This is a genomic window from Planctobacterium marinum (genome assembly GCF_020687805.1).
Taxonomy (GTDB): domain Bacteria; phylum Pseudomonadota; class Gammaproteobacteria; order Enterobacterales; family Alteromonadaceae; genus Planctobacterium; species Planctobacterium marinum.
This window is the reverse complement of sequence record NZ_JAJEWQ010000009.1, coordinates 112,072-135,949: the sequence shown is the minus strand read 5'-3', so window position 1 is coordinate 135,949 and position 23,878 is coordinate 112,072. Positions and strand designations below refer to the sequence as shown.

Genomic DNA, 23,878 nt, shown 5'->3' with positions numbered 1-23,878 from the left:
CAATCCTGGTAGTAGCTGCGACTGACGGCCCTATGCCTCAGACTCGTGAGCACATCCTGTTAGGTCGTCAGGTTGGCGTACCTTACATCATCGTATTCATGAACAAGTGTGACATGGTTGATGATGAAGAGCTGTTAGAGCTGGTAGAAATGGAAGTTCGTGAACTTCTGACTGAATATGAATTCCCAGGTGATGACTTGCCCGTTATCCAGGGTTCTGCTCTTAAGGCGCTTGAAGGCGACGCAGAGTGGGAAAAGAAAATCATCGAGCTGGGCGAAGCTTTGGATTCTTACATTCCTGAGCCAGAGCGTGCCATCGACAAGCCGTTCATCCTGCCAATCGAAGACGTATTCTCCATCTCAGGTCGTGGTACAGTAGTAACTGGCCGTGTTGAGCAAGGTATCATCAAAGTTGGTGAAGAAGTAGAAATCGTAGGTATCAAAGAAACTACAACGACTACTTGTACTGGTGTTGAGATGTTCCGTAAGCTGCTTGACGAAGGTCGTGCAGGTGAGAACGTTGGTGTTCTGCTTCGTGGTACTAAGCGTGACGAAGTTGAGCGTGGTCAGGTACTGGCTAAGCCGGGTTCAATCAACCCACACACTAAGTTCGAAGCAGAAGTATACGTACTGAGCAAAGACGAAGGTGGTCGCCACACTCCGTTCTTCAAAGGTTACCGTCCACAGTTCTACTTCCGTACAACTGACGTAACAGGTGCAGTTGAGCTGCCAGAAGGCGTAGAAATGGTAATGCCTGGTGACAACCTGAAGTTCGTAGTAGAACTGATTGCGCCAATCGCGATGGACGAAGGTCTGCGCTTCGCAATCCGTGAAGGTGGTCGTACAGTAGGTGCTGGTGTTGTAGCTAAAATCATCGACTAATATCGACGATTACAACCCATCCCAAAAGAAGGTCGCGCAAGCGGCCTTTTTTGTTTGTGTAGGTCGAGATTTATCTCGACAACGATTTGTAAATCAACATCTTATTTCTAATTGAACATATTTTATCGGTGTGCCGATGGCACCTTAAGGGGAGCGGCTGTGAAGTGAAGTGAAGTGAAGTGAAGTGAAGTGAAGTGAAGTGAAGTGACCCCCTTAAGAATCCCCCGCAGCCCCTGACGCGCAACGACATAAACTTCGACATCAAAACAACGACGACCATCAATGACAGCAAATCCCTGTGCTGGGCATTGATTGAGGTATCTTCCCTGATATCGCTCATCGTTGTTTTACGTGGTGACCAAGTTTATTGCGCGTCAAAGGGAGTTTGCGTCAATTACTTGAACAAAAAAGGGTCAATATGTAGGGTAAATACTAAGCCGTGTTTGTAGTGGTCAACTAAGAAAATCATTTTTACTTAGGTCGACAGCCGTTCTTGGAATTGCGGAAGAGAAAATGAACTATTTTTTCTTTTTTAATTTTGGAGCTCTCCTTTTTCGACTTTTATGATTGTTTCCTTTCATTTCTTCGCATCTTAAATATACATAATCAGAAAATTCACTTTGTAAAATAAGGCTTTCCAATTCTGGTCGGCCATCAAAACTGCGATACACGTTATTAACTAGATCCGGTAAACTTAAATCTTTATATTTATTAAATGCTACAGCGAGTATGCTGTTTATACTTCCTTTTTTATGCTCTAGATTGGTTTTTTCAATTAAGAAGTCTAGTGCGGTTCTCCAATCTTTAAATGTGTTTGAATTGCTTATAGAGCCCTCGAAGTCAATTATTAAACTCTCCTTGCCGCAAATATATCCCGCTTCAAATGACGAGTAAGTGCAAAATTTTCTGGATAAATCATCGAGGCTCTCAACCTTTCCATAAAACTTCGGAGCTGTTTTAGATGAGTATATTTTTATATCATCGTTAAAGCCAACGTAAGCAACGATCAGTGGGTACTGCAAATACGTAATTTTTACCAAGAGTGCATCTAGAGAACCCTTGCAAGTTTCTAAAACATAAGTTATCCAGTCAATTTTACTATCGAACCTCTTAAGGTTCATAATTAGCCAGTCAGTTGGAAATAAGATCTCACCTGCAAATAGGTTAGCTTCTTGTTCTATTTTGTAATATCTGTAATTATCAATTGCCGCTTGAGTGTGTGAGATTATGTTTCCTTTGTGCCAAGGAATCAAAATATGCCCTAACTCATGCGCTAGTGTAAATGTCTGCCTCGTGTCAGGTTTGATATTATTGATAAGTATGTCAGGTCTTTTCTTTATTTTTAGTCCAAGGCTAATTCCGTCGGCGCTGATGTTTTCGGGGAAGGTGATAAATTCAACATTGGCATATTGTTGAACAAGATTTTGAAGGTTAAAAGGAGGCTCGAGCTGATTACGATATATTACTTTTTGAGCAAGCCTTAACGTAGCTAAGTCATTCATCTAACTTACCAAGCTCTTTCAGCCACACTCTTGTTTTTTCTGCTTCTTCTAGACTTTCGGCCCTGGCTGCTAAACTAAACTGATGAGGCTGCATCTCTTCTTCTAATTCAGAACCGTTCACACGGCTGGATATGATGAATGGAAGTAAACTGGGCTTGCAAATCCAGTAACCGTATTCCTTTTCTGTCATTCCAAGATACTCGTGCAATTCTTGCGGGGATTCTTCGTCCTCATGCCATTTGTCAACATAGTCATCTATTTCGTCAAGAAAAGCTTCGCCAGATAGGCATAAGTCAATAAAGTTCATATTCTCACCTAATTTTGCTTGCTAATCCTGCGTCCTTTCACAGCTTTTCCGGTCCATAAGCCAGTTTCAGCATTTACCGTTCCTAAATGAATTCCGCGCTTGTTGAAGACTTCTAACTCTCCATGCAGACTATCCCAAGTAAAAAATATACCTTCTAATTCATCTTTAAAAAGTATTCTGCCACTTTCAATACCGATTTTACTCAATGCCGTAATATAGCCGCGCTTTGGAATTGGTATCCCGCCCATTCTACCACTCTCTCTATTCTTCCGCACCCGAAGGCGCACTCTCGTTGATGGCTGCGACAGATGTAAGTGTTTTGAGTATTAAAGGTGAGCTCAAGCCAATATGGAAGGCTAACCATGAGCTTAACTTGTTGCCTGAGTCCAAGTATAAAAAACATAAGAATGCACTTGAAATTGGCCAAAATGTAAAAGCAAGCCAGAAGTAAGCATCTTTTTCAATTTTTTCACTTTCTGATTTTTTACTATCTTCAACTAGGTTTGAAATAGATAGAAATAGCCCTCCGGCTAATGCGATAACAATCGGTTTTATAAATTCTGCAGGAATTAAAGCCACCGCTAAAGCCCTCCTTCATTCGTCAGGGCAGATATTATTCTAGTAAATGGACTTGATTGTTTTTTGTATTTTTCTCGAGTTGTAAAAAGGGGTTCCCCTCTTTTGTTTGGTTTTTTTGCCTTTTGAAACTGTGGAGATTTCTCCAGTAGCTCTAAAACTTCGCTAAACTTTAGCCCCGTCTCTTTTGAAACTCCTCTAGGTGTTCTCCACTTATATTGGGATGACTCTAAAGAGTCCTTGATAAGACGTAATTTTTCATTTTTATTCATGTGAAAATTAGTTTTAGATTAAAAGTATACTAAAAATAAATTTAAATATATTTAGTCTACCATGCCACACTTTTTGGGAAGTGAAAAGAAAAAAACATTTAGGGGTAATAAGTGCCTATTGGTTCTTTAGCAGGTTGACGGGATTTTCACGCCCTCATCTTCACATCCGATACCCCATCTCTAAATTACCACACTGTTTTTCTTCGTCTCGTAACCAACACACCCAGAGTTGCTCTGCTTCAGATGACAGCATTAACCTGAAGCCATCGAAGGTGCTTTCAGTGATTGTAATGCCTTCGTAAGACTGAATAATGTCATTTTGCTTTAGAAGTTTCGAACCGGGAGTATCTGCGCTCGTGATTCTTGCGCCATTTGGATGTGGGGTTACGGTAATACCACTGCGATCCGGAAAGTTCTTTACAGAATGTCGTTGGTTTTCCTGGTAGTACAGGGTTTCGTCCGCTGCATCGATAATGAGATTAAAACGGGACAATATGGCATTGCCTACAACACCTTTTTGTTTTGTTGAAGTTGTGTCTTTCTCTTTATATGAGTGAACCAGTGGCCATACAATCGGGTGATCATCAAGGTAAGTGCGATCCAGTGGGTAAACTGTAAATTCCTGTTTTCCTTCTGAATCAAAATGGGGAGTGGTATAGGAATATTCTGGTGTTAATTGGTCGTTTAATATCGAGCTGTGCAATACCAGATCGAGGTTTAATCCGGTATCGATGGCAAAATCAAAATAACGCGAATGCTTGTCGAGAGTGAGGGGCATATTCACATACATAGTGCCGTCGTTTATCGTCAATGGCATCGCTCCCCAACCTGTTGTTCGACGGATAAAGTTGTCCTTAAATGCGCGTCTTGAAAATAGCGATAAGGTTTTTGAATCGTAATTGATTTCTACAATTTTGTTGTGAAAAAAATCCTGTCCCAGTATTCCATCAAAATAGCTATTGTTGTTTTGGGCATTGATGGTTGTATTCAGGGAATTATCCAGAGGTATTGTTAGCTCAGCTTTAGCAATCTTGATATTTGTCTCACTGACATTTTTCGTTGGTAGCTGTTTTAGCGCTCTTTCAAGTAATACTGTGTTTTTTGCCGAAGTATCAAACATGAATTCCATTTCCACCCCCTCAACAGAGACAGGCACCAGAATGTGATTGTTCAAAAGACGAAAGGATACTGACGTAGAGTGTATAGGGGCCAGCATGGCACAGCCTTGCAATAACAAGCCTATTAAAATTATAGGAAGCGCGAATTTCATTTTATTGTTTCTGTTCTTTTTGTTGGAGAGTAACGCGCCAATGTAGCAAAAGGGGTTAAATGGGGTGTAAATATTTTCTGTTATAGTTAGAAAAGAGTCATAAAAAGTAGTCAGAGTCTCTGAAAATTTTTTTTTGTCCACAATTTCAAATACTCTGACCCCTAATAAAACGGGAAATTAGTTCATCACCTTATCTAAAATCGCCATGATCTTCTCAGCCACCACTTTACTGGACTGGTAGTTGGTGCCGGTGACTACGCGACCATCTACCTCAACATAGGCCTCACTGCGGCCACCGTAACGGAAGTCACCGCCTCTGGCTTCGATGGTTTTTTCGATAGAGAAAGGGAACTCCTGATAGTAGGCTGCGCTGAGTTTTTCGAATTCGTCCGGATAACCGCTAATGCGTTTGCCTTTAACCAGATAGCTGCCATCATCCAGCTTTAAATTAACAATGCCTGCGGTGCCATGACATACCGAAGAAACTATGCCGTTGTGTTTTTGATAAATGGCCATGGAGATATCCTGCAAGGTTTGGTTTTCTGCCACTTCGTACATGGCATTTCCACCGCCCACATAATGTACCGCGCTATAGTTTTCAGGTTTGATATCTGCTGGGTGTTTGGTATTGGCCAGGGCATACATAAAGTCCTGATCATAGATGTAGTGTTTGTGTAGTTCATCGGAAGTATTGATATAGGACAAGGGTATCGCACCCCCCTGTGTACTGACAAAATCAACATTGTAACCACCTTGCTCAAAAGTATGGTAAGCGTTTACTAACTCTGAGAAGCTGACACCGGTGACGAGGTCGGAGTCACCATGAAAATCGGCACTGGAAACAATAAACAGAATGCGTTTTCCGTTGCGTGTTTCTTCAGTTCGGGTCGCGGCTTTGCTGATAATTTGCCATTGATTATCCAGTTTACGCAGCAGGAACATATCAATCATGCGCAAGTTTCGCTCGGGATAGAGTATTTCTGCTTTTGCGGTGGCAATATTACCGACGATATCTATCGCAAGTATTTCACCAATGCGGCCATTGTACTGACCTTGATTTTCCCCCTTAAACCACTGGATATATTCTTTTGCCGGTACAATCCAGTTGGGTATGTCTGCTTTCTCCAGATAGAGGTTAGCGTCTTTGTTAAAAGCCTGGGAGATAACCTCCGGTTGATTGAATGATGTGCCCCGAAAATAATTGTTTAGGGTAATGCTAATACGTTCAGTTTCTGAGATTGTGTCTACATTTCCAGATCCCGTTGCCTGAGCATTCAGACAAAAAATAAATATAAAGTTGAGCGTGAGTAAAAGTTTCGTTGGCATAAAACACCTTTGCAATATTCAATTAAAACCAGGGTGCCTATGCTATGACAACGGAATGCAGAATACGCCTGAGGCTATAAATTAGTATTACGGGTTTATAAATCCGGAGATTTCGTTGGAGGTGAAAATAACAAAATGGGGTTCAGTTAGATTGAGCTGTAATAATGTTAGAGTGGTTCCTCTGGCGAAATTTGGCCGGAGTGGTGTGCTCCTGACGTCTGAAGGCGCTATAGAACGTAGATTGTGCGTTAAATCCGGAAAGCTCTGCCACAGATTCAAGGCTTAGTGGCGGAATCTGCAATAGCAATCGTTTTGCTTCTTCGATGCGATACTGGTTAATAAAATGCGTAAAGGAGCTGTTGAGGTTATCGTTCAACAACTGAGAAAGTTGCGGCACACTGATTTTCAATTCCTTAGCTAACTGTGGCAACGTCAGGTTGGCATCGATGTAACGCTTTTCGGTTTCCAGTAGTTTAGTGAGCTGTTTGACCAGATGATCCGCCACAGGTTGATGAATTTTCTTGTTTTGATAGCGTGGCAATTGTCCTCTGCGCTCATAGATCGCTAAGAGGATGCTGAAATACAGCAAAAAAGAAAAGGACAATGCGCCCACAATGTAACTGGTGTAACTGGATGTGAAATAAGCCAACCAGATACAAAAGGTACCCGTCCAGGCTGTAGCCAGAATATTACTGTTCTGCCTTGCCTTAAGGTTGGCACTTTGACTATGGCGCCTGAAGCTCGTTTTGATGGCTGGCAGGGCCAACGGTAAACTCAGCAACAGGTATATTAACCAACTGTAGTTGATGATCTGGTACATCAAACGGTTAAATTCGGGAGAATTGCTGCCATAGGGGAACACCAGGCCTGCAATCAGTAAGATGGCGAGCAGCGCTGCGCTGTGCCAACGCCAGGCCAATGGCGCCCGGTTAAGCTGAGAGCTTGCGGTCCGACAATAAAAGTACAAACAGGGGCCTATCAAGAAGCAGGCCGATAAGCCCACTTGCCGGTAAATATCAGCCAGATCGGTAGAGAAGAATAAAAACACGGATTTACCGATACGTACACTGATCATAAGCAGTAATAACGCCAGAAAACGGCTGGCCAAACTGGCTGGCTTGCGGGTAAATAACCATGCAGAGACTAGCAGGCCGTTGAAGGCGCCAAGCAGGCTAAAGAAAAAAAGTAACTGAGAGGAAATCGTCACACCGGAAGTCATTTTGTTAACGGGTAGCCCATGCTACCGTTTCCCGTTAGAAAGGGGAATTTGTGGATACGGAATTTTACACTTCTTGGTGTTATTTGATTCTGCCAGTCAGGCTCAATTTTTGCCTATGTTGTTTTTCGGCTGACTATTAATTATCTGCTCAGCAGAGAACAACTGGTACTGGTTTTTCAGTAAGCTAATTTGCTCAGGATTCGCTGCAATAAACCGGTTTAATTGTTCCAGTATTTCCGGGTGACGATAGGAGGACATTTTAAACCCCACAATATCGTAGGGGAGTTCGGGATCCATCGTCAGATTGTGAAATTTTTTGTGGCGTTTTATCAAATGGCTGGCAACATGATATTCGATATCCGCTCCACTGACTCTGCCCAGTGCTACCATTTCAAGTGCCTGCATAGCATTGCCCACTTCAACCAGTTTAACCTCTTTATTGCTGATCAATGTCAGCCATTTGATAGGTGAAAAACCAAATGGAACCACCAGTGAGTTGAATCCTGACAATCCCTTACCTATGTCACTTTTTCTGACAATAGTACTGCCGGTTGCTTCGGCTATTGTGGTGCTGAAGTGCTTTTTTAACGATGGGTCTTTGGGCAATTTCTTCCAGTTGGGATTGTCGGGATAAGCAAAGTCTACAATACCCTGTTCCAGTGCCAGATGCAGGCGTTTATTGGGTAAGGCGACGTATTGAATCTCGAGATTGTGCTGGGCGGCGAATTGCGTCAGCAAAGCGGCTACATAGCTGTCCCGTGATTTGACAAAATCATAGTGGGGAAAGTAGACAATATTTTCCGTGCCAACTATGTAGGTTGTTTTGTGTTGAGCCCCCGTCGCAGTTGAGAAAAGGACTGCAAATAGCAACATTAATCGCAGAATGATAATCACGCCCGAGCTGGCAACTGCTGTATTCTCAGATTATGGGGCCTCAACCACTTCCGGGCAAGGTTTCACCGGATTATAAATCCCGGTGATCTTTGCGTTTCGCCACCCTGTTCAGTTGCTTTTGCGCGGCACCTCTCATGTGGGCTGGCCTGACTTCAGATATTTGTCCTGTGGTTTTGCTATAGTGTTTTGCGCCTGTCACTTCACTTGAGTCTGGCGCTAAATGTAATTCAGTGACACTGCCACTTCGGTGTCTCATGGTGAGACCATCTGCATCACCTTGCCTGGTTTTCAACAACACTTCCCGGGTTTTTGCCGTCCTGAGATCCCGGGCGCCATCCGCGGTTGCAATAGACATAAATTCATCAGCTTTAACCCGTTCGCCTTTTTTGAAAGACTTTTGTACACGGCGATGGTCCGTGGCTGCTGGAGCTGCCACTGGGGAAGCTGCCGGAGAGGCTGCTGCAGGAGATGGACGAGATTGTGCCACAGCGGCACTGGTGGCTGTCCGTTGGGCAGCAGGGGAGGTGTCTGGTCTGCCAATCACTGCTCCACTACGGCTTCTGCTGGCCACTGGACTCTCCTGTAATCTCGACGTGGCTAAAGCGGGTGGGGCTGCTGGCCTTGTCGATGCCTGACGGCTTTGAGTGGCATGGCTTGCAGCTGGAGAGGGGCCGTGAGAAGTCGCAGCTGGTGTCTCAGTTTTTCGGCCTAAAAAGCTTCTGATTTTGTTAAACATAATACCGCCAACCCCTTAGTTTTGGTTAATTATTAAACTAGCAGAGGTTTGCGCTATTCACAATGTATTTCAATACATGTGGTTTGACGCTGTAAAGCGGTTCTACCCGGCCAGTGAAGCCACCAGTAATCCTAATGGTGTGCCGACAATGTAACCTGCCACACCCGCTAAAATACCCGGTGTGGCCAATGCAGGCCAGCCTCTGGCCATTGCCAGTGCGGGCGCCGTGGTTGCACCCAGGATTGAGGCGTTGGACGCAATGATGAGTTCTGGTAGTGATAATCTGAACAAGCTCTCATTGTTGCTACTAAACTTTTTGCTTAAATGAGAAATAACCGCACCCAGGCCAAATACCACCAAAGCATGAATACTCAGTAATATGATTACAAAGGCCAGAAGAATTGGCGCTACGCTGAGTAACTTCACTACATCGGCACCGGCGGCAATGGCGGCAAAAAATACAAAGGCCAGCACAATCCCAATAGTTTCGCCGCCCTGCAACTTGTGCATGGCTTTAGGAGCTACTGTGGCAGGTAATATTGAGAATAGTGTAATAAATACATAACGCAGGCGGTCAATTTCATAGCCAGGGAACTGATTTTCCAGCAACATGACAGTGGCGTCAGATAAGGCCACCACCGACAGGGCAAAGGTTAATGCCGCCGCTAAGCTAAAGCCCGTTACTTTTTGGCTGCTTTGTGAGTAAGGGCGGGTTTCTTCCAGTTCGTGGTTACGAACCGCATATTTTTCCATTAACCATTTTGAAGCGGGCATAATGGCTAAAATCGCCAAAAACAGCGCACTCATCAGGTTGTCTACCGCTGTCGCGGCGGAAATAATGTTGGCATCATCAAAACCGGTAGACTGGATAACTGCTGCGTAGTTGACAGAACCTCCGGTGTAGGTAGCGGTAAATATACCCGCTAAGTCAGCTTCCCGAGCGCCCAAGTCCAGCAGGTTGATGCCTATAATGGCGCCGGCTGCAGAGCCAAGGCAGGCCAGAATAAACCCTAATCCTACGCGTCCGCTTTCCATGATAATGCGCTTAACATTGGCATTAATAAGGAACAAGGGGATTAACGCAGGCACCAGAAAGCGAAACACAAAGCTGTAGGCGTCAGCGCTTTTGGGGATGATGTTCAGGTTGGAGGCAATAATCGCCGCCAAAATAGCCCATACCGTACCTGTTACCAGTTTGCCCCAATGCTGTTTTTCAGCCCAAAAACCAAAAAATGCGATGGCGAAAAGCGCGGCTAACACAGCGAAATGGTGATCAGCGGGGATTAGACTTGAGTTCATTTTGTTTTTATTCTAAAACTGCAATTAGGGTATTAAGCCATTTCACGACTGGTTTTACCAGAAATCGGCAAGAATTAATGGAAATAAGTTAGTGTCTCAGTCAAGTTCAACTCCGCCCAACTCACCTTCAAATGACCGCCCGGTAGCGGTACAAGTGGAAAAGGGCAAGACCTATCTTTGGTGCTCTTGCGGAAAAACCGCCACAGTCCCTTTCTGCGATGGCACACATCAGGGAACCCGGTATCAGCCTTTCAAATATGTCGCTACAGAAACAAAAACGGAACACTTTTGCGGTTGTTCAGGTACCGGCAACAAGCCTTTCTGTGATGGTACTCATCAGTTTAAATTTGGTGGGGGCAGAGAGGATTATTATCGACGTTATGATTAGATTGCTCTGCTGCTATACCGCTGAATATGCAGAGAAACTTGCATTAAATCGGTGAAAATCTATACTCCCGCTTTTGTGTTTTTAAATTCCTCGATAGAAATTATAGGGACGTAATCTGATGACCAAAGGCTTGCTTCGCCACTTCCTTTTTATTGCTACGGCATTTTGTGCAACCACTTCGAATGCGACTGACCTGGATTTTGACGGGGACGGTAAAGCGGATGTCGCAGTCAGAAGAGCCAGCAACTATTTTCAGTACATTCAAAATAGTGGAGATGGGGAGTTACAACGGCTTCAATTCGGTAAACACGAGAATGATATTCCTGTTAACGGCGATTTTGATGGTGACGGTATCGCTGATGTTGCAGTCAGACGCCCTTCTAACTTTTACTGGTACATAAAAAATAGTTCTGACGGTGAGTTACAGCGAGTTCAATTTGGTAAAAACGCCGATGACATTCCGGTTCCCGCGGATTATGACGGCGATGGCATCACAGATATCGCGGTCAGAAGACCATCCAATCAGATGTGGTATATCCTGAACAGCTCCGATGGTGAGATCCAACGAATTAATTTTGGCAAACAATCTGAAGATATCCCGGTTCCGGCTGATTATGATGGTGACGGTAAAGCTGATGTGGCAGTTCGCCGAGCTTCCAATCAAATGTGGTATATCCTGAATAGCTCCGATGGTGAGATCCAACGGTTTAATTTTGGCAAACAGGTGGAAGATATTCCGGTGCCAGCGGATTACGATGGGGACGGCAAAGCTGATGTGGCGGTGCGTCGTCCTTCTAATCAATATTGGTATGTATTAAACAGCAGGGACCAAAGCATCAGCCGCTATCACTTTGGTAAACAAAGCACTGATATTCCTGTTGTGGCGGATTATGACGGAGATGGAAAAGCTGATATCGCGGTCAGGAGAGCCTCAAACCAGTATCAATACATATTGCGCAGTTCTGATGGAGTGACAGAGCGCCATCACTTTGGCAAACAGGATACCGATATCCCGTTAGCATCACCTATCGCAACCAGAATGGCAATGGTTGCACCAGTTACAGTGCCGGAGGAGTATGATCCTTCCATTGAGACCGAAACATCCTTGTTTGTTTATGAGAACTCATTAGTGGTGCTTGAAGCTTCCGCTCAAGATCCCGAGGGTGAATCCATCAGCTATTTGTGGCAACAAATATCTGGTACAACTGTTGCCTTATTTGAGCCGGAATCGCCGCGAATTCAAATAAATGCTCCCGATCTTGACGTATCAGAAACACTGACATTCAGAATCACTGTCAGTAACCAGAGTGGTAATAGCGCCTACCAGGATGTTGCTGTTTCAGTTCTGGCGAGTCAAAACGATATTTATCTGGATGCCGGCGATGACGTTACAGTAACAGAAGATGAGACGGCCTTACTAGATGCAACCCTGGTGGATGCTGACAATGTATTTACTTCAGTTCGCTGGAGTACGTTCACTGAAAGTGGTGTTTATTTTGAGACCCCTGAACTCTTGTCTACCAACGTTACTTTTGATGCTATAGAAGAAGATTTATTGCATGAAGTTCTGGTAACTGTAGAGGATGCCAATGGCTATAGTTTGACAGATAAGTTAACGCTTTATGTATTGAATAACGATGAAGATGGACCTGATGAGCCTACCGATCCAGGTAGTGAATGGGAGATTAACGTTACAGCTCCGGACGATGTTGATCTTTACGAAGGAGATTCCCTGCAATTAACTGCTACAGCGGTGGATCCTGATAATCGATTAAATCAGGTTAGCTGGAGCCAATTGTCTGGCGTTTCATTAGAACTTTCAGACACTGATCTTTTCACCGTAACCGTGGTTGCTCCAGAAGTTGATGCGAGTGAAGATGCAGTATTGCAAGTGCAGGTTACTGATGCTGACGGCAACACCGCGTCTGATACAATTACGGTCAGCATTATTAATCTATCCTCGGAAGTTGTGTTTAATCTGCAGTGCCAGGCACCCGAGCCATTAAATTTAGACGTCAATGTTAATCAGTTTACCTATACCACTGAATCGGCATCTAATTTTTCTGCGCTGGGCCTGGCGGACCAATACCTGTATGCCGGTGATTTAAACGATGATCAACTGACCGATTTGCTGGTAGGTGGTGAAGACAATAACTCACTGGAGCCATCGGCGCTGATTTTCCTGCAAAGCAATGGTGATGGTAGTTTTACTGATGTCACTTCTAATTACCTCGATACTGAGGTCAGCATCCATGCACCAAAGGCGGCTACAGCAGACTTTAATGGCGATGGCATGGTGGACTTTGTCATTATGGATGGAGGTAACCTGGATCGCGGACAAGCACCAAGCGGTGGTTATTACGGCGAGCCCCCGGTTGTGCTGATGAGCAATGAGGAAGGCAAGTACACGGTTTCCACCCAGTTGGCAGAAGCCTATCTTGCATCAACCGGCAATGATCATATTCACAGTAAAGGCGTTACCTGGGGTGATATTGACGGCGATGATGATATTGATGTCTTTGTTGAAAGTGGCGGTGGTTACGACAACATCGTGGGGCACTTTCTCATAAATGATGGCAGTGGCAATTTCAGCGTAGATTACGATAATCGAATCGCCACAGAGATTCTTCACGGAGGTGAGCAGTATCAATATTACTGGCGATACATTTATCACAAACTGGAAGATATGAATGGCGATGGTTTTCCTGATTTGGTCATGGGACGATTAAAACGCATCGATAATAATCAGGAATTCAATTTTAATAAAATAGCCTACAACAATGGTTCTGGATATTTCAGAAAACAGGACGTGCATCACTTGCCTGGCGTCGAGTGGAACGATGACTACACCTATGTGAAGTCTTTGGTTGTAGGCGATCTCAACGGTGACGGTGCCAAAGATCTGGTGCTGGCACATGAGCGTGGCAATACTAACGCTGATCCGTCGGCGGGTAACACCGGCAGGTATTTACAAGCACTTATCAGTGATTGTAATGGTGAATTTACCGATGAAACCGATACCTATTTTGCTGATCAGTCTTTAACCACCGAAATCTATTCTTTTTATGGTCGCAATATCAACATGCCATTGCCATTGATATTTGCGGATATGAATAACGACGGTCTGAAAGATTTGATAATGGCAGGTTCTGCCTATATTGATGAGAACTCGCCGTACCTTTATATCAGAAAGGCCGACAGAACTTTTGAAGTACAGGACCCTACTTTGTTACAACCACAAAGATACTGGGGCGAGAAGGCTTATCCCATTGATTTAAATGGTGATGGCTTGCTGGACATGGTGCACTCAGATTATACGCCAGGTCCTGATGGTGTATACAACACAGGTGATGAAAACTCCGAGTTGATCACCACAATTACCAGTAGTACAAACTAAAAGGGAAAGACCTGGTCTTTCCCTCTATATTAAGTTTTCAAATTGGGAAATGTGCTATTCAACCCCTGAAATTATCTGCACCTGGGCGATATCGGTATCACCCTTAAGTACTTTGTACAGGCCGTCCTGAACCAGGGTTCGCATGCCGTCTGTGGTGGCTTGTTTCGCCATGGCTGAAACCGATGCTTCTTTATACACGAGAGCTCGTAATTCCGGAGTCATGGTGAGCAATTCATGCACGCCGGTACGGCCCTTATAACCGGTTCCACCGCATTCTTCGCAGCCTTTACCGCGGTGTAACTTTAATGGTTCTTTAAAGCCAATCTCTTCGAGTTTATCTTCGCCATATTGACGTTTTACAAATCCCACTTCCGCGTCGGTGGCCGGATATTCCTCTTTACAGTTCTTGCATAGGGTTCTGATCAGGCGTTGCGCTAAGATACCGACACAAGCATCTGAAAAGTTAACCGGATCCAGGCCGAGATCTAATAAACGGGTAATGGTTTCCGGTGCGGAGTTGGTATGCAGTGTGGATAATACGAGGTGACCGGTTAGCGAAGCTTCGATACCGGCATGGGCGGTTTCTTTGTCCCGCATTTCACCAATCAGAATAATATCAGGATCGGCCCGTAAAAAAGCTCTCAAGGCGTTGGCAAAGGTAAAGCCAATTTTGGGGCTCACCTGAACTTGCTGCAAGCCTGGTTGGGTGATTTCTACCGGATCTTCGGCCGTCCAGATCTTTTTCTCAGGGGTGTTTAAATGGCCTAGTATGGCATGCAGTGTTGTGGTTTTACCTGAACCTGTCGGACCCACAACCAGCAAAATACCATGCGGCTTAACTATCATGGTTTTGAGCATGTCGGTATTGCGCGGACTCAGATTCATCTTATCCATCGGCATAGCGCCACCGGCCGCCAGGATACGCATAACCACGCCTTCACCCGCTACCGTGGGAATGGTGGCAACCCGCACTTCGACCGGTTTGCCCTGCATTCGGAAGGCCAGTTTTCCATCCTGAGGAACGCGTTTTTCAGCAATATTGAGATTGGCCATAATTTTGATGCGCGCTATCACGGCACTGTGGTGGGATGCCGGTAACTGAGTGATATCGCGGCACACACCATCAACACGCATTCTGACGCGGGTGGGTCCGCCTTTTTCGGCATCTATGTGTATATCTGAAGCGTTAATACGTTTGGCATCATGCAAGATACGGCTCACCAGGCGCACCACTGCGGGAGCATCGTCAGATAATTCATCCACCAGTTCTTCATGTTCATCGGAGCTGGTGCTGATCTCATCGAGAATTTCGTCCATCTCGCCGGGACCCTTGCTGTCACCGCGGTGGCTTCACCGAGGTATTGCAGCACGGTATTGGGTAGCCCCACCGAGATTTCGTAATGCTCTATACCTAATGCCGATTCCACTTCCATCAACAACGCAGCATTATTGGGTTCAGCCATGATTACAATCGGGTTTTCTCTGGTATCGGCAATCACGGCGACCAGGTTGCGTTTCAGGTAGGAAGCATTTAACCGGCTTTCGTTCTGGAACAGATGATATTTATCAGGCAAATAGTCCAGCCAGGGCACCTGATAGTGAATCGACAGCGCCTGGCCTATTTCGTTTTCCGGGATGCGATGTTCTGAAGTTAATCGCTGAATCAGATGTTTTTGGTCCTTACAACTTTCAATCAGCGGGTCCAGTACAGATTCCTGAATCAATCCTCTGTGTACCAGGTATTGGAAAGGTTGTTTTGTGCCTCCTAACTCAAACCGGAATTTGTTGCCCAGCATATCCGCAAGGCCTTTACCCAGGCGCAAATCAGCGTCGTTAAAATCGCCGCGTTGTTTGTTGATCACCTGCATCACCCCGAGTATGACACCGGCATTCATGATCGGTACACATAAAATGCTTTTCGTTTTAAACGAGCTGGACTTATCGAATTTGTCTGCGAATTTAAGGCGAGGGTGAATGTCTCTGAGCTCTTCGGCGTTGTATGGGTCGTTAATGATTAAGGGTAACTGGCTCAGTGCAACATAACCCGCAATTGATTGCGGACTGATAGCTACTTTGATTTCGCGAATTTCATTGCCGGTTTTAAATCGGGCGACCAGATCCTGATGCTGACGGCGGCGCTGAAAGATACTCATGCGCTCGGCCCCAAACAACTTAAGGATGATGGGCTCTAACTTCTGATAGGCATCCATCAACGTTTCGTGTTGTTCAAGGTAACCGTCGATTTTTTTCAGAAGATCATCTTGTCGAACCTGGTCATTAATCATTCTGTAAATGCATTCCTCTGTTGTTAGTTTTATTTCATGAGCAATAACACTGTTAACTATAGCTGAGCTTACTACTTTCATGACGATTCCTTATCAAAAGTTATTCCGATTGCTCAGTTTATCGTCAATGCGCAACGTGCAAAACTGTACTTCGGTACAGGTTGCTTATCAAAGCGCGAAGTGAGTATTCATTTCTTCATATTTCGTAACTGTCACTATGACACAGGTTTAAGTTACTGGGCAAAACTAATCATGCTCGACGGCGTTGAGGAATACGGTGAGTATTTGTAAGTGGCATCAAGTTACAGGTTAAAGTCTAATCTTCGGCAGACTTTCTGAGAAACTGAGCGTCTTGCCAGGACCAGATGCGTTCCGGAGATTTGCTTATATCTGTTGGGCTGGTATTCCATAAATAAACGTCTTTGTGCCAGGCTCCTCGGAAATTAATCAACACTGATGCAATTCCAAGTAAATAAAAAAGCACAAATGCTGGTTTCAAAAAACGTTCAGACTGCAGGATGTGTTTCATTGGGAAAATCAAAAAATAAAACAGAAAGGGTAAAACGTCAGAAAAAAATCTTGGGCCATAAGCATGCCCACCCCACCAATGAGGAAAGCTGGAAATAACTATCCAGTGGCAAACAATTATCAGCGCGAAGTAGCCATCTAAACTGCGTTTGTCAAACCTTGAACGGCACAGCAAATGATATAAAGCCACACAAAGAAAAGGGCTGTAAATCAAAAGCCCTCTGGCCGGGCTTATCAGGTTTCCAGCCATTGCCTCCACAAAGTGTTCGCTGGCAAACACTCTGCCGGAGTTGTAATAGCCTGGCAATAGTGAATCAAAGCTCAGGTAATTGAAAATAAAAAAACACAGGGCGAATGGCACTGCAACGGCGATAAAGCGAAAAAACTCCGAGCGATGATTTAGGCCTATGTACAGCATAAAAAAGACAATGGGGATCGCATTGGTGGGGCGGACGATAAATGCCAGAGCGAGTGGTATCGCTATAAATTTGACGAGTTTTACATTGTTTTTAGCTTGAATAAGCAGGTACAGGCTTATGGCTAACAATAACATAGAAGGCCCATGTTGCCACAAGGCTCTGCTCGTTGTGGACCAGGCTGCGGTTCCAAACGCAAATAATGTGGCAAACATCAAGGAACCTGACAAGGTTAAATAATGTCTCGCGATCAGATACATAAAAACACAGCATAGAGCAGTAAAAAAACTGGCAATTACCTTTTCTATTAGTGGATGGATATGAATCAACGTCGGATTGTCAGTCTCTATTCCTCGGGCTGCCAAAATTTCGATTGCACTGTTTTTGGCCATTTCTGAGTGGCGCATTGTCCAGCTAAAAATTTCGTCAGCAATCACCACGAATGGCATTGACAACAATGAGGTTCCCACCGGGAAAATAGAGTAATAACTGTGGTTTATTTTCTCTATTGCGTAGTGGTTTTGCGTTTCTAGTAGGGACTGGTATTCGTTCAGGTTTGCATTGCCCTCATGCCAAAGACTCAGGCTGGTGTGCACACTCCACCTCGAGTCAAAGGACGTCATAATCGGAGAGCAAAGATAAACAGCAAATATTACCAAAAAAATCATGATCAGAGGGCTCTTTTTCACCGGCACTCTGGTAGCTGGCTCAACCTTTGAGGGTTCTTTTATGAATTGCAATGCACTATCTCTTGAGGTGTAACGCGAATATTCTAGTGTTTTGGCGCACATCAAAACAAGCAAAAACTGTACTTCGGTACAGGTTACATACCAGCAACAACGAAATAGAATGACGGATTGAGTAGCAGAGTAAACGATATTATTGGGGGAGTAAATCCATGATCAAGAGACCAGCGATAAAGGATCAGTACGTGGAAATTATCATTTATATCGCATTTGGTGCATGTACATTGGCATTGCTGGCAAGTTTACTTGATTACTTCACTGATAAGTCTGAATCGGCTTTTTGGGAGGTGGTGCCCTGGTATATTCCGGTGTTCTGCCTGACCTTATTTTTGGAGGTATTGTTTATTCAGAGACGAAAGGGGCAGGCAGACGGTGGCTGAAAAAACGATAGATGTATATTTATTGCGGTTCTTTGCAATGGTAGGGGCATTGTTAGGTTTTTAAGCAAAATATGCTTACCCGTCATTTTTTGGGGAGCGCAAAAATTATACTGTTTGTGTATTTAGCGAGTGTTGCCGGGCATCGAGGACCAATTAATGCCATCAACATTGACCCCTTGCCAATCTAGAAAGGTATATGGCCATCCTTAATGCAGACGGAGCATTCTGCCTGAGGAAAACCTGTACTTTACCATAAATCGCAAGGGGGAATATTTGCCTTTTTTGGTGTTGTGTCAATGGGCGACACAAACTTTAAATTTACAATCTAACTCAACGACATTAGCAAGGAAATGAAATATCAGGGAACAGACAGTTGTACTTTGCGCTTTATTCAAGCTTTGTGCAGTTTTACTATTGATGTTTTCTATCGTTACATCATTGTATTGTGGAAAGCACCTGGTTGCTTGTGCTTTAGGAATACTGAGCATTTATATGATGTTATTAGCCTGGCGGAAGATAAAAAAGAGCATTGTTTTGTATCTCATATGCCTGGCATCGGTGTCTTGTTCTCTGGTATTCAGTTATGGTTTAAGTGAGCCTTTACTGGTTACCATTCTGTTATTTTGTAGTGGGATGCTTTATGTTTATTTTTGGTTTGTGAAAGACTAAATAGTAAATTTCCGGTGATGAATTTATTTCGTCGACAATCATACGGCCCATTGTACTTATGTGTTGACCAGGCGATACGGCCAATTCGTTTGTAGGCTTATGTTCATTTATTAAAGAACGGCCTGTTAAACAATATACAACCTATCAGAAAGCAAAAAACATCGTGAATATGAACTAGAAATCCTTTTTTGAAATTTCATGCATTGTTGAAGGGGCCGCTTTAGCCATTTTCCTCGGGTATGAGATGTATGCTGTTCCAGCTGTAATATTGGCGAAATGGGGATTATTTGCCACTGCTTTGGCGTTCAAGGTAATTCTTAAAAATGTGCAAAATAATTCATAATCATTCCTGGCTGCTTGTATTGCGTATCAAGTATTCCTGGTTAAGCAAGCACTATTATAGTTAATACAAGGGACCATCTTAAGGTTGGATATTCGTGTCTATCGAACCCAAGGGCAAGATCATGAACATAAATCGTTTAGTTGAGGTTTGAATCGCTAACAATCCTGGATGATAGTAAGCGTCTGTGATCTTATATTACATTTGCCGTTAAGGGATTATTCAAAAGCGGCTTGCCACTTCATGACACTGTAGCGCGTGTAATATCGCAAATAGATAGTGGGCAGTTTAGGCGTTGCTTTATTGGCTGGATGCAATCGGTGTTGGAATTATGGGCTATGTGAGCCGTTACTGGTTACCATTCTATTGTTTTGTAGCGGGCTGCTTTACGTTTATTTTTGGCATGTGAAAGACTAAAGAAAAGGCATCACCCGTAAAATGTATTGAACCTTCGATTTACTGAGCCTGTCTGTGGCGAAGTCATCTTAAATCATAGTATCTACATTAAAAAATGAGAGTGACACAGTGCTGGCAATCGTACTGACCCATTCTACTGAAGTGTTAACCTGGCAACTCGGCCATAATCATGTAAAGCATACGAAAGTCCCGGTGCGCAATATTCCTATTTCTTCCCCGTATATCCCGCAAACATTAACCGCTTCCCAGCCCTGAAACGTGTATGCACATCCCTAAAGCAAAGAAAATTTGCGGTGAAAACCTGTACTTTGGTACAGGTTACAAGCGGAAAATTATTTGCCATCATGGTGGTGTGTCAATGGTTGACACAAATGTTAAATAAACAGTCCAACGCAGCGACGTTGGCAAGGAGATGGAATATGAACGAGTTAACGTTTGAAGAAATTGATGAAGTGAATGGTGCTGGAATTATTGACGATGTAGCCAGTTCATTAGGCTACGCGGTAGGTTCTGCAGCAGGGTATTTTTATAGAAACGTTATGATCAGTGACCGCTGGATCGATGATTTGGCAATGTTATAAGGGAAAAGGAGTAGAATATGAAAAATATTGAACAAAAAATGACAGAACTGGACAGTGAAGCAATCGATGAAATTTGTGGTGCTGCTGGCCCTTGGGCAGTGGCAGGAGCAATTTTTTTATACGGTTCAATGATAGACGCAGCAATGTCTTTTGGCACTGCATTAGGAAACGGATTTTATGACGCCACACACTAAGATGGTGCTTTAGTCTAACTTTCCGAACTTTCAGTGAAAAATAGGCAGTCCGTCAAGGATTGCCTTCATAGGAGATAGAAAATGAAAGCGAAATTTATTCAGTATAGTATTTTAGGGCTGGCAATTATGAATCTGCTTTCCCTTTTGTATAAAATGTTTTTTGTGGATGGTATTTCATTTGAACTGGCAGAGTTTCAAAATTTTCTGCTGTTATGGATTTTGGCAGAGCTGTTAGAGCAACGAAATAAGGCGGCAAATAGTAATGCCGTGGAAGAGCAACAAGTTCAGTCATAATAGTAGCCTTATATTGCAAATAACCCTTGCACAAATATTAAACATGCGTATAATGCGCGCCCACTGAGTTCATAGAACCAGTCCCTGAATGCATTATTTATAAGGCGTTTGGGAACTAACAGGGCCTCAATTGGAGGTCATCGTTATATAGGCACCCCTCCCCCAATAATAGGGCGGTAGGAGTGTATTTTTTTGTTCTTTATCGTTTGGAGCTTTGGTCGATGGCTAATCAAAGAATTCGTATTCGCTTAAAAGCGTTTGATCATAAATTAATTGATCAGTCTACAGCGGAAATTGTAGACACCGCCAAACGTACTGGTGCGCAAGTAAGTGGTCCTATCCCACTTCCTACTCGCAAAGAGCGTTACACCATTCTTATTTCACCTCACGTAAACAAAGATGCGCGTGATCAGTATGAAATTCGCACTCACAAGCGTTTGGTCGATATCATCGAACCTACCGACAAAACAGTCGACGCTCTGATGAGATTGGACTTGGCTGCCGGCGTTGATGTTCAAATCAGCCTGGGCTAAAGAGAGAGGGTGTAAAAAATGTCGATTGGATTAATCGGTCGTAAAGTAGGTATGACTCGTATCTTCACTGAAGAAGGCGGTTCTGTACCTGTGACTGTTATCGAAGCTACCCCTAACCGTATTACACAGCTTCGTACTGCCGAAAAAGATGGCTATCGCGCTTTGCAGGTAACTGCTGGTACAAAAAAGGCTAACCGTGTTAATAAAGCTGCAGCAGGTCACTTTGCTAAAGCTGGCGTTGAAGCGGGCCGTGGTTTGTGGGAATTCCGTTTAGGTGCTGAAGAAGGCACTGACCTGGAAGTAGGTAAAGAGATCACTGTTGAGATCTTTGCTGACACAAACTTGGTTGACGTAATTGGTACTTCTAAAGGTAAAGGTTTTGCCGGTGCAATCAAGCGTTGGAACTTCAGTTCTCAGCGTATGACTCACGGTAACTCTCTTTCACACCGTGCCCCTGGTTCTATTGGTCAAAACCAATCACCAGGTAAAGTTTTCAAAGGTAAGAAAATGGCCGGTCAGTTAGGTAACAAACAAGTTACTGTACAGTCTCTGGAAGTCGTTAAAGTAGACGCTGAAAACAACCTGCTTCTGGTTAAAGGTGCTATCCCTGGTTCTACCGGTGGTGATGTAATCGTTAAACCAGCGGTTAAAGCGTAAGGTCTGGGAGATAGATGATGGAATTAGCAATTAAAGATGCGCAAGGCGCACTTGAAGTTTCAGAAGCTACTTTTGGCCGTGAGTTTAACGAAGCTCTGGTTCACCAGGTATGTGTTGCTTATGCAGCGGGTGCCCGTCAGGGTAGCAAAGCGCAAAAAACGCGTTCTGAAGTACGTGGTGGCGGTAAGAAGCCATGGCGTCAAAAAGGTACTGGCCGTGCACGTGCTGGTACAATCCGTAGCCCAATTTGGGTTGGCGGTGGTCGCGCATTCGCGGCAAAACCTCAGGATCACAGCCAGAAGGTAAATCGTAAGATGTACCGTGGTGCGATTAAAAGCATCCTGTCTGAATTAGTTCGTCAAGAGCGTTTAATAGTTGTTGAAAACTTCGGTGTTGAAACTGCTAAAACTAAAGATTTGGTTTCTAAGCTTAAGCAGCTGGAACTGAAAGACGTATTAATCGTGACTTCTGAAGTTGATGAGAATCTGTTCCTGTCTGCACGTAACCTTTACAAAGTAGATGTTCGTGACGTACAGGGTATCGATCCAGTTAGCTTGATTGCATTCGAAAAAGTTTTGATGACTAAAGATGCAGTGAAGCAATTAGAGGAGGCATTAGCATGAACCAGGAACGTCTTTTAAAAGTCATTCTTGCTCCTCACGTTTCTGAAAAGAGCACTGTTTCTGCAGAACTGAATAACACATTGGTTTTCAAAGTAACCACTGATGCTGCTAAAGCTGAAATCAAAGCCGCTGTTGAGTCTTTGTTTGAAGTTGAAGTTGCTGGCGTACGCACTGTAAACGTGAAGGGTAAAACCAAGCGTCACGGTCTGCGCACTGGTAAGCGTAAGGATTGGAAAAAAGCCTACGTTACTTTGAAAGAAGGTCATGACATCGACTTCGTCGGTGGCGGTGAGTAATAGGAGTTATTGACATGGCATTAATGAAAGCTAAGCCGACTTCTGCTGGTCGTCGTCACGTTGTAAAGGTCGTTAACCCTGACTTGCACAAAGGTGCACCTTATGCACCTTTGCTGGACAAGAAAAGTAAGTCTGGTGGTCGTAACAACGGTGGTCGTATCACTGTTCGTCACATCGGTGGCGGTCACAAGCAACACTACCGTATTGTTGACTTCAAACGTAATAAAGACGGCATCCCTGCGAGAGTAGAGCGTCTTGAATACGATCCTAATCGTACTTCTAACATCGCTTTAGTATGTTATGCAGATGGTGAGCGTCGTTACGTTTTAGCCCCTAAAGGCATGAAGGCCGGCGATCAAATCTTGTCTGGTGCTGATGCGCCTATCAAAGCAGGTAACACTTTGCCAATGCGTAACATCCCGGTAGGTACTGTTGTACACGCTATCGAGATGAAGCCTGGTAAAGGTGCGCAAATTGCGCGTTCTGCTGGTGCATATGTACAGATTTTGGCGCGTGAAGGTGCATACGTTACCTTGCGTTTACGTTCCGGTGAGGTACGTAAAGTTCCTTCTGATTGTCGTGCGACAATCGGTGAAGTTGGAAACGCTGAGCACATGTTGCGTTCTTTAGGTAAAGCTGGTGCAACCCGTTGGAGAGGCGTTCGTCCTACCGTACGTGGTGTTGCAATGAACCCAGTTGATCACCCACATGGTGGTGGTGAAGGCCGTACCTCTGGTGGTCGTCATCCGGTTTCTCCTTGGGGTAAACCGACTAAAGGTGCAAAAACACGTAAGAATAAGCGTACTGATAAGTTCATCGTACGTCGTCGTAACAAGTAATAGCGAGGATTCA

The 23,878-nt window shown here is 44.2% G+C and carries 25 protein-coding genes and 1 pseudogene; 13 read left to right on the top strand and 13 right to left on the bottom strand.

Annotated features, from left to right (window positions below; genetic code table 11):
* A partial coding sequence (gene tuf / locus LJ740_RS21795; protein ID WP_229531250.1) for an elongation factor Tu occupies positions 1–881 on the top strand: 881 nt, incomplete at its 5' end.
* 518 nt (positions 882–1,399) lie between these two features.
* On the opposite strand, the gene LJ740_RS21790 is transcribed toward tuf, so the two are convergent.
* The 11 genes from LJ740_RS21790 to LJ740_RS21740 all read right to left on the bottom strand — a co-directional run bounded on the left by LJ740_RS21790 (position 1,400) and on the right by LJ740_RS21740 (position 10,282).
* A complete protein-coding gene (locus LJ740_RS21790; RefSeq protein WP_229531249.1) occupies positions 1,400–2,383 on the bottom strand; it encodes an ImmA/IrrE family metallo-endopeptidase in 984 nt (327 codons plus the stop codon).
* Positions 2,376–2,690: a hypothetical protein gene (locus LJ740_RS21785; RefSeq protein WP_229531248.1), complete on the bottom strand. Its 315-nt coding sequence runs from the start codon at positions 2,688–2,690 to the stop codon at positions 2,376–2,378. Before LJ740_RS21785 ends, LJ740_RS21790 begins: the two co-directional genes overlap by 8 nt.
* An 8-nt stretch (positions 2,691–2,698) precedes the next feature.
* Positions 2,699–2,938, bottom strand: a complete 240-nt coding sequence (locus tag LJ740_RS21780; protein WP_229531247.1) for a colicin E3/pyocin S6 family cytotoxin — start codon at positions 2,936–2,938, stop codon at positions 2,699–2,701.
* 13 nt (positions 2,939–2,951) lie between these two features.
* A complete protein-coding gene (locus tag LJ740_RS21775; RefSeq protein WP_229531246.1) occupies positions 2,952–3,269 on the bottom strand; it encodes a hypothetical protein in 318 nt (105 codons plus the stop codon).
* 2 nt (positions 3,270–3,271) lie between these two features.
* Entirely contained in the window at positions 3,272–3,538 is a 267-nt protein-coding gene (locus LJ740_RS21770; protein ID WP_229531245.1) for a hypothetical protein, read from the bottom strand.
* A 160-nt stretch (positions 3,539–3,698) separates the two neighbouring features.
* Positions 3,699–4,808 (bottom strand): pepsin/retropepsin-like aspartic protease family protein, encoded by a 1,110-nt coding sequence (locus LJ740_RS21765; RefSeq protein WP_229531244.1) that lies wholly within the window; start codon positions 4,806–4,808, stop codon positions 3,699–3,701.
* A gap of 177 nt (positions 4,809–4,985) precedes the next feature.
* On the bottom strand, positions 4,986–6,134 hold the full coding sequence (locus LJ740_RS21760) for a nuclear transport factor 2 family protein (protein WP_229531243.1): 1,149 nt from the start codon (positions 6,132–6,134) through the stop codon (positions 4,986–4,988).
* Between the two features lie 142 nt (positions 6,135–6,276).
* Positions 6,277–7,341, bottom strand: coding sequence for a helix-turn-helix domain-containing protein (locus tag LJ740_RS23380; protein WP_229531242.1), 1,065 nt, complete (start codon positions 7,339–7,341; stop codon positions 6,277–6,279).
* Between the two features lie 114 nt (positions 7,342–7,455).
* Entirely contained in the window at positions 7,456–8,226 is a 771-nt protein-coding gene (locus tag LJ740_RS21750) for a type 2 periplasmic-binding domain-containing protein (protein ID WP_229531241.1), read from the bottom strand.
* 91 nt (positions 8,227–8,317) lie between these two features.
* Positions 8,318–8,818, bottom strand: coding sequence for a hypothetical protein (locus tag LJ740_RS21745; RefSeq protein WP_229531240.1), 501 nt, complete (start codon positions 8,816–8,818; stop codon positions 8,318–8,320).
* Positions 8,819–9,085: 267 nt separating this feature from the next.
* A complete protein-coding gene (locus LJ740_RS21740) occupies positions 9,086–10,282 on the bottom strand; it encodes a DUF819 family protein (RefSeq protein ID WP_229531239.1) in 1,197 nt (398 codons plus the stop codon).
* A gap of 91 nt (positions 10,283–10,373) precedes the next feature.
* Between LJ740_RS21740 and LJ740_RS21735 the strand changes: the two genes are divergently transcribed.
* Positions 10,374–10,670: a CDGSH iron-sulfur domain-containing protein gene (locus LJ740_RS21735; protein WP_229531238.1), complete on the top strand. Its 297-nt coding sequence runs from the start codon at positions 10,374–10,376 to the stop codon at positions 10,668–10,670.
* Positions 10,671–10,788: 118 nt separating this feature from the next.
* Positions 10,789–14,067, top strand: coding sequence for an FG-GAP repeat domain-containing protein (locus tag LJ740_RS21730; RefSeq protein ID WP_229531237.1), 3,279 nt, complete (start codon positions 10,789–10,791; stop codon positions 14,065–14,067).
* Positions 14,068–14,121: 54 nt separating this feature from the next.
* On the opposite strand, the pseudogene LJ740_RS21725 reads toward LJ740_RS21730, so the two are convergent.
* Both LJ740_RS21725 and LJ740_RS21720 read right to left on the bottom strand, forming a co-directional pair.
* A pseudogene (locus LJ740_RS21725) lies at positions 14,122–16,277 on the bottom strand (ATPase, T2SS/T4P/T4SS family).
* Between the two features lie 391 nt (positions 16,278–16,668).
* On the bottom strand, positions 16,669–17,892 hold the full coding sequence (locus tag LJ740_RS21720; protein WP_229531236.1) for a hypothetical protein: 1,224 nt from the start codon (positions 17,890–17,892) through the stop codon (positions 16,669–16,671).
* 302 nt (positions 17,893–18,194) lie between these two features.
* Between LJ740_RS21720 and LJ740_RS21715 the strand changes: the two genes are divergently transcribed.
* The 10 genes from LJ740_RS21715 to rplB all read left to right on the top strand — a co-directional run bounded on the left by LJ740_RS21715 (position 18,195) and on the right by rplB (position 23,865).
* Positions 18,195–18,422, top strand: coding sequence for a hypothetical protein (locus LJ740_RS21715; RefSeq protein ID WP_229531235.1), 228 nt, complete (start codon positions 18,195–18,197; stop codon positions 18,420–18,422).
* Between the two features lie 350 nt (positions 18,423–18,772).
* Positions 18,773–19,018, top strand: a complete 246-nt coding sequence (locus LJ740_RS21710) for a hypothetical protein (RefSeq protein WP_229531234.1) — start codon at positions 18,773–18,775, stop codon at positions 19,016–19,018.
* 1,249 nt (positions 19,019–20,267) lie between these two features.
* Positions 20,268–20,429 carry a hypothetical protein gene (locus tag LJ740_RS21700; protein WP_229531233.1) on the top strand — a complete coding sequence of 54 codons (162 nt, stop codon included), beginning with the start codon at positions 20,268–20,270 and terminating at the stop codon, positions 20,427–20,429.
* Positions 20,430–20,446: 17 nt separating this feature from the next.
* Positions 20,447–20,623 (top strand): hypothetical protein, encoded by a 177-nt coding sequence (locus LJ740_RS21695; protein ID WP_229531232.1) that lies wholly within the window; start codon positions 20,447–20,449, stop codon positions 20,621–20,623.
* Between the two features lie 81 nt (positions 20,624–20,704).
* Positions 20,705–20,917, top strand: coding sequence for a hypothetical protein (locus LJ740_RS21690; RefSeq protein ID WP_229531231.1), 213 nt, complete (start codon positions 20,705–20,707; stop codon positions 20,915–20,917).
* Between the two features lie 221 nt (positions 20,918–21,138).
* Positions 21,139–21,450, top strand: coding sequence for a 30S ribosomal protein S10 (gene rpsJ / locus LJ740_RS21685; RefSeq protein ID WP_229531230.1), 312 nt, complete (start codon positions 21,139–21,141; stop codon positions 21,448–21,450).
* An 18-nt stretch (positions 21,451–21,468) separates the two neighbouring features.
* A complete protein-coding gene (gene rplC / locus LJ740_RS21680; protein WP_229531229.1) occupies positions 21,469–22,107 on the top strand; it encodes a 50S ribosomal protein L3 in 639 nt (212 codons plus the stop codon).
* A gap of 17 nt (positions 22,108–22,124) precedes the next feature.
* Positions 22,125–22,730 (top strand): 50S ribosomal protein L4, encoded by a 606-nt coding sequence (gene rplD / locus LJ740_RS21675; protein WP_229531255.1) that lies wholly within the window; start codon positions 22,125–22,127, stop codon positions 22,728–22,730.
* Entirely contained in the window at positions 22,727–23,026 is a 300-nt protein-coding gene (rplW, locus tag LJ740_RS21670; RefSeq protein ID WP_229531228.1) for a 50S ribosomal protein L23, read from the top strand. Before rplD ends, rplW begins: the two co-directional genes overlap by 4 nt.
* Before the next feature lie 14 nt (positions 23,027–23,040).
* Positions 23,041–23,865 carry a 50S ribosomal protein L2 gene (gene rplB / locus LJ740_RS21665; RefSeq protein ID WP_229531227.1) on the top strand — a complete coding sequence of 275 codons (825 nt, stop codon included), beginning with the start codon at positions 23,041–23,043 and terminating at the stop codon, positions 23,863–23,865.
* Positions 23,866–23,878 lie beyond the last annotated feature (13 nt).

Bases quoted from the DNA above. Each gene is read 5' to 3' on its own strand.
- LJ740_RS21790 (WP_229531249.1), bottom strand. From the start codon at position 2,383: ATGAATGACTTAGCTACGTTAAGGCTTGCTCAAAAAGTAATATATCGT.
- LJ740_RS21785 (WP_229531248.1), bottom strand. From the start codon at position 2,690: ATGAACTTTATTGACTTATGCCTATCTGGCGAAGCTTTTCTTGACGAA.
- LJ740_RS21780 (WP_229531247.1), bottom strand. From the start codon at position 2,938: ATGGGCGGGATACCAATTCCAAAGCGCGGCTATATTACGGCATTGAGT.
- LJ740_RS21770 (WP_229531245.1), bottom strand. From the start codon at position 3,538: ATGAATAAAAATGAAAAATTACGTCTTATCAAGGACTCTTTAGAGTCA.
- LJ740_RS21765 (WP_229531244.1), bottom strand. From the start codon at position 4,808: ATGAAATTCGCGCTTCCTATAATTTTAATAGGCTTGTTATTGCAAGGC.
- LJ740_RS21760 (WP_229531243.1), bottom strand. From the start codon at position 6,134: ATGCCAACGAAACTTTTACTCACGCTCAACTTTATATTTATTTTTTGT.
- LJ740_RS21750 (WP_229531241.1), bottom strand. From the start codon at position 8,226: ATGTTGCTATTTGCAGTCCTTTTCTCAACTGCGACGGGGGCTCAACAC.
- LJ740_RS21740 (WP_229531239.1), bottom strand. From the start codon at position 10,282: ATGAACTCAAGTCTAATCCCCGCTGATCACCATTTCGCTGTGTTAGCC.
- LJ740_RS21730 (WP_229531237.1), top strand. From the start codon at position 10,789: ATGACCAAAGGCTTGCTTCGCCACTTCCTTTTTATTGCTACGGCATTT.
- LJ740_RS21715 (WP_229531235.1), top strand. From the start codon at position 18,195: ATGATCAAGAGACCAGCGATAAAGGATCAGTACGTGGAAATTATCATT.
- LJ740_RS21710 (WP_229531234.1), top strand. From the start codon at position 18,773: ATGAAATATCAGGGAACAGACAGTTGTACTTTGCGCTTTATTCAAGCT.
- LJ740_RS21700 (WP_229531233.1), top strand. From the start codon at position 20,268: ATGAACGAGTTAACGTTTGAAGAAATTGATGAAGTGAATGGTGCTGGA.
- LJ740_RS21695 (WP_229531232.1), top strand. From the start codon at position 20,447: ATGAAAAATATTGAACAAAAAATGACAGAACTGGACAGTGAAGCAATC.
- LJ740_RS21690 (WP_229531231.1), top strand. From the start codon at position 20,705: ATGAAAGCGAAATTTATTCAGTATAGTATTTTAGGGCTGGCAATTATG.
- rpsJ (WP_229531230.1), top strand. From the start codon at position 21,139: ATGGCTAATCAAAGAATTCGTATTCGCTTAAAAGCGTTTGATCATAAA.
- rplC (WP_229531229.1), top strand. From the start codon at position 21,469: ATGTCGATTGGATTAATCGGTCGTAAAGTAGGTATGACTCGTATCTTC.
- rplD (WP_229531255.1), top strand. From the start codon at position 22,125: ATGGAATTAGCAATTAAAGATGCGCAAGGCGCACTTGAAGTTTCAGAA.
- rplW (WP_229531228.1), top strand. From the start codon at position 22,727: ATGAACCAGGAACGTCTTTTAAAAGTCATTCTTGCTCCTCACGTTTCT.
- rplB (WP_229531227.1), top strand. From the start codon at position 23,041: ATGGCATTAATGAAAGCTAAGCCGACTTCTGCTGGTCGTCGTCACGTT.